The 12,473-nt window shown below is 39.4% G+C and carries 15 protein-coding genes; 2 read left to right on the top strand and 13 right to left on the bottom strand.

The genetic code is table 11. The features are described 5' to 3' along the window. Nucleotides 1-122: 122 nt before the first annotated feature. The 9 genes from AC0VYO_RS13460 to AC0VYO_RS13500 form a co-directional block, all read right to left on the bottom strand. Entirely contained in the window at nucleotides 123-1,424 is a 1,302-nt protein-coding gene (locus AC0VYO_RS13460) for a pyrimidine-nucleoside phosphorylase (protein ID WP_430246113.1), read from the bottom strand. A 22-nt stretch (nucleotides 1,425-1,446) separates the two neighbouring features. Then, nucleotides 1,447-2,271: a purine-nucleoside phosphorylase gene (locus tag AC0VYO_RS13465; RefSeq protein ID WP_430246111.1), complete on the bottom strand. Its 825-nt coding sequence runs from the start codon at nucleotides 2,269-2,271 to the stop codon at nucleotides 1,447-1,449. Between the two features lie 21 nt (nucleotides 2,272-2,292). After that, a complete protein-coding gene (deoB, locus tag AC0VYO_RS13470) occupies nucleotides 2,293-3,471 on the bottom strand; it encodes a phosphopentomutase (protein ID WP_475365403.1) in 1,179 nt (392 codons plus the stop codon). Between the two features lie 142 nt (nucleotides 3,472-3,613). Beyond that, nucleotides 3,614-4,504 (bottom strand): site-specific tyrosine recombinase XerD, encoded by an 891-nt coding sequence (gene xerD / locus AC0VYO_RS13475; RefSeq protein ID WP_475365404.1) that lies wholly within the window; start codon nucleotides 4,502-4,504, stop codon nucleotides 3,614-3,616. 12 nt (nucleotides 4,505-4,516) lie between these two features. Beyond that, complete coding sequence (locus tag AC0VYO_RS13480) at nucleotides 4,517-4,744, bottom strand: YqzK family protein (RefSeq protein ID WP_371018615.1); 228 nt, start codon at nucleotides 4,742-4,744, stop codon at nucleotides 4,517-4,519. Nucleotides 4,745-4,840: 96 nt separating this feature from the next. Further along, nucleotides 4,841-5,320 (bottom strand): ferric iron uptake transcriptional regulator, encoded by a 480-nt coding sequence (gene fur / locus AC0VYO_RS13485; RefSeq protein ID WP_194222003.1) that lies wholly within the window; start codon nucleotides 5,318-5,320, stop codon nucleotides 4,841-4,843. 120 nt (nucleotides 5,321-5,440) lie between these two features. After that, complete coding sequence (gene spoIIM, locus AC0VYO_RS13490; protein WP_194222004.1) at nucleotides 5,441-6,082, bottom strand: stage II sporulation protein M; 642 nt, start codon at nucleotides 6,080-6,082, stop codon at nucleotides 5,441-5,443. Nucleotides 6,083-6,154: 72 nt separating this feature from the next. Next, the gene (locus tag AC0VYO_RS13495; protein ID WP_475367690.1) at nucleotides 6,155-7,318 is read right to left on the bottom strand and encodes an endonuclease Q family protein; all 1,164 of its coding nucleotides are present in this window, start codon (nucleotides 7,316-7,318) and stop codon (nucleotides 6,155-6,157) included. 4 nt (nucleotides 7,319-7,322) lie between these two features. Next, complete coding sequence (locus AC0VYO_RS13500; RefSeq protein ID WP_475367493.1) at nucleotides 7,323-7,862, bottom strand: NUDIX hydrolase; 540 nt, start codon at nucleotides 7,860-7,862, stop codon at nucleotides 7,323-7,325. A 120-nt stretch (nucleotides 7,863-7,982) separates the two neighbouring features. Between AC0VYO_RS13500 and mciZ the strand changes: the two genes are divergently transcribed. Continuing rightward, nucleotides 7,983-8,141, top strand: coding sequence for a Z-ring formation inhibitor MciZ (gene mciZ / locus AC0VYO_RS13505; RefSeq protein ID WP_194222006.1), 159 nt, complete (start codon nucleotides 7,983-7,985; stop codon nucleotides 8,139-8,141). A gap of 43 nt (nucleotides 8,142-8,184) precedes the next feature. Here mciZ and AC0VYO_RS13510 read toward each other — a convergent pair whose 3' ends face one another. Continuing rightward, nucleotides 8,185-8,724, bottom strand: coding sequence for a cysteine hydrolase family protein (locus AC0VYO_RS13510; protein WP_475365406.1), 540 nt, complete (start codon nucleotides 8,722-8,724; stop codon nucleotides 8,185-8,187). Between the two features lie 136 nt (nucleotides 8,725-8,860). Here AC0VYO_RS13510 and AC0VYO_RS13515 point away from each other — a divergent pair, with 136 nt between their 5' ends. Then, on the top strand, nucleotides 8,861-9,772 hold the full coding sequence (locus AC0VYO_RS13515) for an aldo/keto reductase (RefSeq protein WP_475365407.1): 912 nt from the start codon (nucleotides 8,861-8,863) through the stop codon (nucleotides 9,770-9,772). Between the two features lie 53 nt (nucleotides 9,773-9,825). Here AC0VYO_RS13515 and AC0VYO_RS13520 read toward each other — a convergent pair whose 3' ends face one another. Genes AC0VYO_RS13520 through AC0VYO_RS13530 form a run of 3 tightly spaced genes read right to left on the bottom strand, consistent with a single transcriptional unit; the run spans nucleotide 9,826 to nucleotide 12,399 of the window. Beyond that, nucleotides 9,826-10,494, bottom strand: coding sequence for a CoA transferase subunit B (locus tag AC0VYO_RS13520; RefSeq protein WP_475365408.1), 669 nt, complete (start codon nucleotides 10,492-10,494; stop codon nucleotides 9,826-9,828). A gap of 10 nt (nucleotides 10,495-10,504) precedes the next feature. Further along, a complete protein-coding gene (locus AC0VYO_RS13525; protein ID WP_194222010.1) occupies nucleotides 10,505-11,191 on the bottom strand; it encodes a CoA transferase subunit A in 687 nt (228 codons plus the stop codon). Between the two features lie 23 nt (nucleotides 11,192-11,214). After that, nucleotides 11,215-12,399, bottom strand: coding sequence for an acetyl-CoA C-acetyltransferase (locus tag AC0VYO_RS13530; protein WP_475365409.1), 1,185 nt, complete (start codon nucleotides 12,397-12,399; stop codon nucleotides 11,215-11,217). Nucleotides 12,400-12,473: the final 74 nt, after the last annotated feature.

Consider the following 12,473-nt stretch of genomic DNA (forward strand, 5'->3'; position numbering starts at 1 on the left):
CTTAATTACGCTCTGAGATGAAGATGTCACGTGAATGAGCCAAAAAGATAAGCTCACATAGCTAAACACATAAAAAAAAGAAGCCTCCCAAAAGAGACTTCTCAAGATACTATCTTTTTTTATTAGTTAATAACTTTATAAATTAGCTGTGGCTTTTCAGCAGCTTGCTTAGAAAGAGTATAAGCTTCATTAATTTTATCGATTGAGTTCTGAACGTCTTCTTCATCACTGTGAAGAACAACTAGTGCTTCGCCTTTCTCCACTTTATCGCCGACTTTTTTCTTCAGGGTGATCCCAACACCGTGATTAATTTGATCGTCTTTTGTCGCTCTTCCTGCACCAAGATACATAGCAGCAACACCAACAGATTCAGCATCAATTTCTGTTACATACCCATCTTGATGTGCCGAAACTTCAATATCATGCTTTGCCTGTGGAAGTTTAGAAAGATCATCAATGACGGATACATCCCCACCTTGAGCTTGAACGAGCGTTCTAAATGATTCAAACGCTTTTCCATTTTGAAGATTCTCTTCAAGTGTTTTATACGCCGTCTCAAAGTCATCGAAAGCACCAGCTATCACTGTCATATGTGAAGCAAGTTCTAGAGAAAGCAGGCGAAGATCCTCGATATTTTCTCCTTGAAGAACCTGACAAGCTTCTCGAACTTCATTTGCATTTCCTACTTCAAAACCAAGCGGCTGACTCATATCACTAATAACTGCCACAGTGTTTCGTCCAAGGTTGTTTCCGATGTTAACCATTTCTTTAGCAAGAGCTTCTGAGTCTTCAAGCTTCTTCATGAAAGCACCGGATCCAGTTTTGACATCAAGAACAATACCATCTGCTCCAGAAGCAAGCTTTTTACTCATGATAGATCCTGCGATCAATGGAATGGAATCCACAGTAGCTGTTACATCACGAAGCGCGTATAATTTTTTATCTGCTGGAGCGAGGTTCCCTGTCTGACCAGCTACAGAAAGTTTATGTGTATTCACATTATTCACAAATTCTTCTTTGGTCATCTCAATGTGGAATCCTTTAATAGACTCCAGCTTATCTAAAGTTCCACCGGTATGACCTAAACCTCGGCCAGACATTTTTGCAACTGGTACACCTACAGAAGCAACCAATGGACCAACGATAAAGGTTGTCTTATCCCCTACTCCTCCAGTTGAATGCTTGTCCACTTTATGACCCTCTATAGCAGATAGATCGATTGTTTCTCCAGACTCTACCATTGCTTGGGTAAGCATAGCTGTTTCATTAGACTTCATCCCATTAAAATAAATCGCCATCATTAAAGCTGACGCCTGGTAATCAGGGATGTCCCCCTTTGTATATCCTTCAATAAAGAAATTAATTTCTTCTTTTGTCAATTCATTTCCATTACGTTTTTTTTGAATAACATCAACCATTCTCATTCGAATAGCTCTCCCTTCTACTTTAACCCATTTTACTTACAATTGTTTTAACTAAAAGAAGGAAGTTTGCCTTTACCTTCTCTGTTGTTTCAATTACTTCGTCGTGGTGAAGTGGTTGATCCAGAATTCCGGCAGCCATATTTGAAATACAAGAGATACCAAGTACATCCATGCCCGCATGTCTGGCAATGATAACTTCTGGTACAGTTGACATTCCAACGGCGTCTCCACCTAGCGTTCTTAGCATTCTAACTTCTGCTGGGGTTTCATAAGTTGGTCCAGTATTTCCGACATATACTCCAGATTGTAGTTTCATTCCAAGTTCTGTTGCCGTATCTTGTGCTAAACGTTGAAGATCCATTGAATAAGCGGTAGACATATCCGGGAAACGTGGTCCAAACTCATTGCTATTTGGTCCAATTAATGGATTTGTTCCAAAGTTATTAATATGATCAGCAATAACCATTAAATCTCCAGGTTGGAACTCTTCATTTATACCACCTGCAGCATTCGTTACGATTACTTTAAGAATCCCAAGTTCTTTCATCACTCGAACGGGGAATGTTACTTTATCCATTGAATATCCTTCATAAAAGTGAAAACGCCCCTGCATGGCTGCTACTGCTTTTCCATTTAACGTTCCGAATACAAATTGTCCAGCGTGCCCTTCTACTGTTGAGACGGGAAAATTCGGAATGTCACTATAGGGGATTTGAACTGGGTTTTCTATTTCTTCAGCCAGTACACCAAGACCAGAACCTAAGATCAGCCCGATTTCTGGACGAAACTCTCCAACTTGACTTTGTATATAGGATGATGCATCTTGAATTTCTTGTTTAATTGTCATTTTCGTTCCTCCTCTTGATTCTTAAAGCTTTTTAAGAAAGCTTGTCCCGTGTTTTGGTAACGTTACATCAAAATTATCCGCAATAGTTGCTCCAATATCAGCAAATGTGTCACGAATACCGAGATCTACCGCTTCTTTTATCCCTTTATGGTAGGCAAGTAATGGAACATATTCACGTGTATGATCTGTTCCATGATGAATTGGATCATTCCCATGATCAGCTGTGATCAATAACAAATCATCTTCTTCCATTCGATCGAGAACTTCCTTTAATCTCTCGTCATACTCTTCTAGCGCTTCACCATAGCCTTGTGGGTCTCTTCTATGCCCATATAATGCATCAAAGTCCACGAGGTTCAGGAAGCTGATTCCTTCAAATTGCATTTGTTGAGTTTCAAGCAACTTATCCATACCGTCCATATTTGATTTCGTACGAAGAGACTTTGTTACACCTTCTTCGTCATAAATATCTGAAATCTTTCCGATTGCAATAACGTCTTTCTCATTGTCTTTTAATTCATTCATAACCGTATGTCCAAACGGCTTAAGCGCATAATCATGGCGATTGGAAGTGCGTTTAAAGTCGCCTGGCTCTCCTAGAAATGGTCTTGCGATTACTCGTCCAACCATATATTCTTCTGCTTTTGTCATTTCTCTTGCAATCTCACAAATATGATAAAGCTCATCCAATGGAACAACATCTTCATGGGCCGCAATTTGAAGAACTGAATCTGCAGAAGTATAAACAATAAGTGCACCGGTCTTTACGTGCTCTTCACCAAGTTCTACAAGAATTTCTGTCCCTGAAGCAGGTTTATTTCCAATGATTTTTCTTCCAGTTCTGCTTTCAAGCTCGGAGATGAGATCGTCAGGAAATCCATTAGGGAAGGTTCTAAAAGGCTGTTCTATGTGAAGGCCCATAATTTCCCAATGACCAGTCATCGTGTCTTTCCCATTCGAAGCTTCCATCATTTTAGTATAATGTGCCATTGGCTTATCTGCTTTACTAACCCCATTAAGTTCCCGAATGTTGCCAAGACCCAATTTCTCCATATTTGGCATCTTCAAACCATTCATATGATCTGCGATATGACCTAGAGTATCTGCACCTAGGTCGTCAAATTGATCAGCATCAGGAGCCTCACCAATACCCACCGAATCCATTACAACCAAAAATACTCTCTTAAATCGTTTTGTCATTATGATCCTCCTCATTCAATGTCTATCTATTGTTACTATTCCCTTCAAAAACAAAAAAACTCACGCATGAATGCGTTTACGAAAGCAGAAAAAAGAAAAAATCTGGCCAATGACCAGATCTCTTTCTGGAGAAAGCCTCCTATTAGGCCCTTGGATGGTAAGTTGAATAAATATCCTTCAACCTCGCTTTAGTTACATGTGTATAGATCTGTGTTGTTGAAATATCTGCATGTCCGAGAAGCTCCTGTACTGCTCTAAGGTCCGCTCCATTTTCAAGTAAGTGTGTTGCAAATGAATGTCTAAGTGTATGGGGGGTAAGAGGTTTTAAAATGTTAGCTTTCAATGCAAGCTTTTTAAGAATTTTCCAGAAACCTTGTCTCGATAGGCTTTCACCACGATGATTCAAGAAAAGCATTTCGTTTTTATTCTTCTTCATTAATTGCCCTCTACCTTCATCCAAATAAATGGTTAAGGCATCTCTTGCCATCTTACCTAAAGGCACAATTCGTTCTTTATTCCCCTTACCAATCGTTCGAATAAAACCCATTGTTAAATGAACATCTTCCATTTTCAAATCAATGAGTTCACTCACACGCAAACCTGTTGCATACAATACTTCAAGCATAGCGCGATCGCGTTTACCAAAAGGAGTCGAATAATCGGGTGCCTCTAGCAGCTGCTCTACTTCAGTTGTTGACAAAATCTTAGGTAGTTTCCGCTCTGTTTTTGGTGTTTCAATATGTACAGAGGGATCTTGATCCACTGCCTTTTCTCTAAGTAAAAATTGATGAAAGGCACGAATAGAAGCAATGTTTCGAGCAATTGTAGTAGATGCTTTTCCACTGTCTCTTAGCGTATAGAGATAATTAACAATATGCACACGTCGCACTTCATCCAAAGTGGAAATGTTCTCATTTTCTTTTATGTGTTTTAGATATTGAGCGAGATCTCGCCTGTATGCATCGAGAGTATTTTTGGACAGGCTCCGCTCAACTATCAAATAGTGCAAAAAATCCTGTACCTGATCTTCCATTGTAAACGCTCCTTATTCACCTGTCTGGTAAAACAAATTGAGCCTTTCAAGGAAAGTGTGTTGAATACCCGATTCCATTTGAACGACTTTCACTGCTTTTCCTTGTGGCACATCATACCGATGATAATTCTGGTACTCTTGATTTACCCAGAGAATGCCAAAGTAAAACAGTAATGTACAACCTGTGAACAGTAAGAAAACTTTCATTGTATCTAAAACAAGCAATAAACCCCTTCTCAAACTAACGCACCTCCATCTCTAGTAAAAGATATGCCAGGGATAGAGAATTTTATACATCGTTAGGAGATACAGGTTCTTAAATGTCTTCTATTACAATTATGAATGATTAACGGCTTGCTCCGGCTGTTCTTTATCTTCCTGTCCTTGACAACGGTGACAGATCCCATGAAATGTAAGGCGATGATCTTTAATTTTAAAGTTCCAATCATTCTCAACTACCTTTTCTACATCACCAAGTAAATCATCTTGTATTTCATCTACTGCACCACACTCAATACAAACCAAGTGATGGTGAAAATGGGCAGCGCCTTCTTGCCTGAGGTCAAACCTTGAAACACCGTCACCAAAATTAATTTTATCAACGATTTTCAATTCAGCTAATAACTCAAGCGTTCGATATACAGTTGCTAATCCAATTTCAGGAGATTTTTCTTTTACTAAAAGATACACATCTTCAGCGCTTAAATGGTCTTCTTCGTTCTCAAGAAGTACCCGCACGGTTGCTTCTCGCTGGGGCGTTAACTTATAGCTTTGAGAATGAAGATGTTTCTTAATTCGATCGATTCTGCTTTCCATGTCCCATTTCCCTCCCTCGATCGATGCCATTTTCATTATAAGCAGTAGGGAAATCGGTGTCAAATTAAAATCATTATCAACCTAATGTTGTAATGATTTTAATTTGATAATGAATATAATTTACTTCATTTCCACTACGGCCTTTATCAATCCTGGTGATAAATAAGCTTCAAACCATGCTGCTAGACAAAGAAAACTTAGCGCACATATAACTAGTCCTGAAAACCTTAAGAATGGAGGAAGAATCGGTTCTATTCTGCGTTTCATAAATAATTGCCTCATCAGTCGAAGCGAAAAAGTTAGAGAAGCCGTTGCAACGATCACCATCGCGGGTACCGCTATAATATTCTGTGGAAAGACTGAAACAAATGCCAATAAGAAGCCTTTCCAGCTCATTTGATTCACAAGAAAACCTACTGTAAAACCAACAACTATCCCTTTTAGAAAGAGCATAATTAGTACAATTGGAAGACCAATAATCGTAAGTCCTAGAAGCCACATCAAACCAATATATTTGGCATAATGAGTTAAGCTTTGATGAAACATTTCAGATGATGTTGCGAACTGTCCATCTGATACCTGTCCAAAAAAACGCCCCAAGTATACAGCAAGATCTTCTTTTTGAGTGAAGCTTAGACTATTGACTATAACGGCTCCGAATACAATGCCCATGAGGAACAATACGGCAATAAATGTGTAAAGAGATAAATGATCTGATAGATGAGTTGATATCATTTGCTTCAGATGTCGGCTACGATTCATACGATTTCCTCCTTCATACGACCTTTGGTAAAGTCTATGAAATGGATTTTGAACGTATGACTGATCGATAGATTATCTCTTTTGGTTTACAACTTTACCGTATGTTCCACCCCCACCTTGTTCTAAAGTAAGCTGCCCATTCCTTGAAAGGACGATCATATGAGCGAGTGACTCTCCCACAACGCCGGTCAGATCACTCTCAGTCACCCGGTGAAGAATATTCATCTCCGTACTAAAAGAATCTAATAGACGCTCGAAAGTTTTTGGTCCAACCCCTGGTAGAAAGTCTAGAGGAACGTGATGTACATATGGAGGACGAACAGGGCACGTCGACGCTGAACTCAATTCTTGAATTCGATTCGCCACCCCTTTTATAATCTTCTTACTTCCGCATGAATCGCAAACCAACTGATTAACTGGAGAATTACATTTAGAGCATATGGTCTCATAATATTTACCTAATTTTGGGTCCAATCCAAAATTCGCTGCAATTTTCCGGTCATATTTGCCTTGTAATGCCTTTTTCCACTCAAGAAATGTGGGTTGTTTTAAATATAAGCATTGATATTCTCGAGCTATTTTTTGTGTGGAATGTGCGTCTGAATTCGTCAAAAATGGGTAACGATGAAGTTCTTCAATTTGGTCTGCCATCTGTGTGTTAGAAGAAAGACCTAATTCAATTCCATCAATATTGTTTAGGTCAAAAACTTCGCTTATTGACTGATGGACTCCCTTCCCAAATAGGCTCTTAAATGGTGTGAATATATGGGCAGGTATAAATAAACCATCAAGCTCTTTTGCCTTTTCTTGAATGACCTCCGCTCTTTCATATATGCGTTGAGAACTTAGAGTAATGTTCGTCATTCTAGCTCTTAGCCAATCTGAAAAATGTTTCATTTTAGTTAAATCAGGCAAATAAACTAGTACATGAATAGGACCCTGACATTTCTCATCATAGATTTCGATTTCGGTACCTAAAATGAGAGTGAGAGATTCAAACCGAATTCCACCCTCACTCAATTCATAACATTCACCCTTCTCCAAATAATCTTCTATCTCTTTCATAACTTCAGGAACGTGACAATCGATCACGCCCACCATATCAAGCCCTTTTCTTGCACTAGCTTCATTAAGGATATGAGATAGTGTTAACGTTTTTGAACCAGTTATCTTAACAGGTTTGTTCGTTCTAGTTCTCCCGATATGAATATGAAAATCTGCATAACATGATTTCATGTGATCACTTCAATTTCATTTGTAAATACATGAGAGCATAAGCGGTTTTAGCATCATGAATTTCTTGGCTTTCTACCATCTTTTCCATTTCTTCTATTGTTAAATGAAGAACATCAAGAAACTCATCTTCATCAGCCGATTGTTCTCCTTTTTTCTCTAATCCCTTTGCTACGTATAAATGAACAAGTTCATTTGCAAAACCAGGTGATGTGTAAAATGAAATCACTTTTTCAAGTGAGTCACACGTATATCCTGTCTCTTCTTCTAATTCACGAACTGCTGTAACTTCAGGTTTCTCCCCTGGTTCAAGTTTCCCAGCTGGGATTTCCACGATAGCTTTATCAAGGGCTTTACGATATTGTTTAACGGCTAAAATTTTATGATCGGGCGTCTCTGCAATAACCGCAACCGCACCAGGATGATCAATTAATTCACGCTTACTTTGTTTCCCATTTGGTAACTCAACATCTTCCACTCGTAAGTCTATAATTCGACCTTCGTAAATCGTTTCTGAATGCAAGGTCTTTTCATATAAATGGTCCATTTGTTCATCATCTCCTGGTTCTAAAAATTCAAATCGATACATAAAGTCTATCACATGAGACAGATAATAGGGAAAAGACTAAAACCATTAATGTATCGAACTATTTAGGAGGTTCTGTTTATGAAAGTCTATATTCAGCCAAACGGTGTCACAATGGTAGGAAAACCAAAGCAGATTCAGTTAATGATTAGACATTATATGAATCATTATGAAACGATTGAAGAATGGATTCAGGCTCCTGCTGTTCGAACTAAAGCACACCTAAGGTTAATACAATAAGAAAACAACAAGAAACGCTGCCATTAATGGCAGCGTTTCTTGTTTAACGAATCTCCGTTTTGAAAATATTTTTCATTTGCTCAAGGAATACGTTATGATGCTCGGTAAACGTTGCCATACACGATGAATGGGCAACTGTTCTAAATCCTCTTGCGTAAGCACCATAAGCAGTTAGAAAATCGCAAATATCTGTACATACTCCTGCTAGATGAACAGTTTCTACGCGACGTGATTTGAGTATTTCTTCCAGATTCGTTCCATAAAATGCATCATATTCTGGCTTAGGAACAAACGTGACATTCGAAAGCTCCTTATTGGATTCATACCACTGCTGTAATTCACCATATAACTTCTGTCCCCACGTTCCTCTTACATTATGTACGGGCCAGATATTAAAGTGATCATCCTCTTCTTCATGCTCATCCATACAAATCACAACTTCCTTGCCTTCCTCAATAAACGTTGTGGCAAGTGAAATAATGCTAGGAACAATCTCCTGTCCCTTCTTGCCTGAAGTAAGTCCTCCCTCATCATGAACAAAATCATTGCTCATATCAATAATTAAAAGCGCTTCTGTTGCCATTCTACCGCCTCCCATTATGTTTACTATAGCAGGTGTGTTATCAGGTAACAAGACATCGGAATCAGCATATGATTGGCATGAATCCTCCTATCACGATACACTTAATACAGGTTAAAAATGGGAGGTATGGAATGCAATGAAAACCAATCAACTCGGAAGCTCAAAACTGAACGTTAGCGAAATTGGATTAGGTACTATGTCACTTGGCACTGATCGAGAGAAAGGTATTTCGCTTATTCATGAGGCAATTGATAACGGCGTTACATTTATCGATACAGCTGATTTGTATGACTTCGGTCTAAATGAAGAAATAGTAGGAGAAGCCCTACGTGATCGACGGGATTCAGTCGTACTTGCTACGAAAGCAGGGAACCACTGGGAAGAAGGAAAAGAAGGCTGGTACTGGGATCCATCAAAAAAACATATTAAATCAGCACTAAAAGCTAGCTTAAAACGATTGAAAACAGATCACATTGATCTCTTTCAGCTACACGGTGGTACAATCGAGGACCCATTCGATGAAACCATTGAAGCTTTTGAAGAATTAAAACAAGAAGGATTAATTATCGAATATGGTATTTCAAGTATACGGCCAAATGTCATCCGAGAGTTTGTAAAAAAATCTTCTATCGCATCAGTTATGATGCAATACAGCATTCTTGATCGTAGACCCGAAGAAGAAATTCTAGATTATTTGCATGAAAACAACATCAGTGTCATTGCTAGGGGACCGCTTGCTAAAGGCATGTTAACTGATCGATATGAGGAAAAAGTAAAAGAAGACGGATTTCTCGACCATTCTAAATTCGACGTTCTTGAAACTGTTAAGCAAATTTCTGAAATAAAAGGGGATAAGCGCAATTTAACTCAAACATCACTAAAATATGCTCTTGCTCATCCCGCTGTAGCTACAGTAATTCCTGGAGCTAGTCGCAGTGAACAACTTCTCGCAAATATTACAGCACAAAATGCTCCAGACTTAACACCTGATGAAGTTCAGAAAATACGTGACGTTTCAAAAGTGAATGTGTACGATAAGCATCGGTAATTAAATAAAGAGCGCAGTCAAATGACTGCGCTCTTTCCTTCTCTTTTCATAAATTAAAAGGCATCTAATATTGGATCGCTAATAATAATATCCGGTTCTGTTGAAGCTTGAATTTGCTCAATGCTATAGCCAATGGCAACTTCTTTTAACACAAGCCCTTCATCCGTTATGTCAAAAACAGCCCGATCCGTAATGATTCGATTAACAACGCCTTGACCTGTTAGGGGGAGGGTACAAGAATTCAAAATTTTCGGGTCTCCGTTTTTGTTCACATGATCCATAATGACAACAATCCTTTTCGCCCCATGCACAAGATCCATGGCCCCACCCATACCTTTAATCATCTTTCCAGGTATCATCCAATTAGCGAGATCACCATCTTTTGAGACTTCCATTCCGCCTAGTATCGCAACATCAATATGTCCTCCACGAATCATCGCAAAAGACTCTGCACTATCAAAATAGGATGCTCCTTGCATCGCTGTAACTGTTTCTTTCCCGGCGTTAATAAGATCAGGATCAACTTCACCTTCAGTTGGATAAGGTCCGATTCCAAGAAGGCCATTTTCCGATTGAAGCACTATTTTTTTGCCTTCTGGTATATAGTTAGCTACCATCGTAGGCATTCCAATTCCTAGATTCACATAAAAACCATCCAGAATTTCTATTTCAGCACGTCTTGCAATCTTTTCACGAACTGCTGCTTTATCTACTTTCACCATTATGATCCTCCTATCGCGTTGTTAATCGCTCAATCTTCTTTTCCTGCTCACCCACAATAACCTTTTGAATATAAATACTTGGAGTATGAATTTGATCAGGGGATAACTCTCCTACACCTACTAATTCCTCTACCTCAGCTATGGTCACTTTACCTGCTGCAGCAATCATAGGATTAAAATTGCGTGCCGTTTTGTTATAGACCAAGTTCCCCATTATGTCCCCTTTCCACGCACGAACAAATGAGAAATCTGCCTGAATGGCTTCTTCAAGCAAGTACTCTTTACCATTGAATACTCTGACTTCTTTTCCTTCTGCTATCGGTGTTCCCACGCCAGCTGGAGTATAGAACGCTGGAATGCCAGCACCGCCTGCCCTTATTCTCTCTGCTAGCGTTCCTTGAGGAATGAGCTCAACTTCTAATTCACCGGATAACACCTGTCTTTCAAATTCTTTATTTTCTCCAACATAGGAACCTACCATTTTTTTTATTTGTCTGTTTTTAAGGAGCAATCCCAGGCCCCAGTCATCAACTCCACAGTTGTTCGATATGACTGTTAAGTCCTTTGTTCCTTTCTCTTTTAATGCAAGAATTAAATTTTCTGGTATACCTACAAGGCCAAACCCACCAACTAGAATCGTTGCTCCATCTTGAATGTCTTGTACGGCTTCTTCAAACGTATCAAGTACTGGCTTCATTTATTTAAACCTCCATATCTTTTTTAAGTTCGTTCAACGATTGTTGCTACGCCCTGTCCTCCACCAATGCAAAGCGTAGCCAGACCAAACCGCTCATTTCTACGTTTCATTTCATGTAGTAGGGTTACTAAGATTCGAGTACCACTTGCGCCAATCGGATGACCAAGAGCGATCGCCCCACCGTTCACGTTCAAGATTTCTTCATTAAAATCAAGGTCTCTTCCAACGGCAAGAGATTGAGCAGCAAAAGCCTCATTTGCTTCCACTAGATTCATTTGATTCATTGAAAGTCCAGCACGTTCAAGTGCTTTCTTCGTAGCAGGAACAGGACCTAACCCCATTACGCTTGGATCTACACCTCCACTTGCATTCGAGCGAATAACAGCAAGGTATTCTATTCCAAGCTCATCAGCCTTTTCTTTACTCATTAAAACAACAGCGGCTGCGCCATCGTTAATACCAGAAGCGTTTCCTGCCGTAACCCCACCGTTTTTCTTAAAAGCTGGGCGTAACTTTGCAAGTTTATCAGCCGTTGTTCCTGGTTTAACGTATTCATCGGTATCAAATAAAAGAGGGTCACCTTTTCGCTGCGGAATAGAAACCGGGAGAATCTCTTCTTTAAAACGCCCCTCTTCAATTGCAGCCTGTGCTTTTTGTTGACTCCATGCAGCAAATTCATCCATTTCTTCTCTTGTTAGCTGATAATGATCGCACAGGTTCTCAGCAGTAACACCCATATGATAATCGTTAAATGCGCACCATAATCCATCTTGAATCATGCTATCCACCATCTTTTGGTCACCCATTCGTAAGCCTTCTCGTGCTCCGTTTAATAAATAAGGTGCCTGACTCATGTTCTCCATCCCACCAGCGACAACAATATCTTGATCGCCAAGCATAATAGATTGAGCTCCTAGATGAACGGTTTTCAATCCTGAACCACATACTTTATTGATTGTCATCGCAGGAGTTGAAACTGGGATTCCCGCTTTAATCGCAGCCTGACGTGCAGGATTTTGTCCGAGACCCGCTTGTAGAACGTTTCCCATAATGACTTCTTCCACCTGATCTATTGATAAGTCAGCTTTTTCGATCGCTCCCTTAATGACAGCGGCCCCAAGTTCTGTAGCTGATATAGATTTTAGTGAACCATTAAATGAACCTACCGGCGTTCTGACAGCGCTTACAATTACAACATCTCGACTCATTTCGATTTCCTCCTTATGTATCTATGACTCTCTTCTACATAATTCTTACTTAATTCAAAAAACTCCTTCCTCCA

The organism is Anaerobacillus sp. 63XJN7_4_ISO-PGPR-S23-413 (assembly GCF_056173725.1).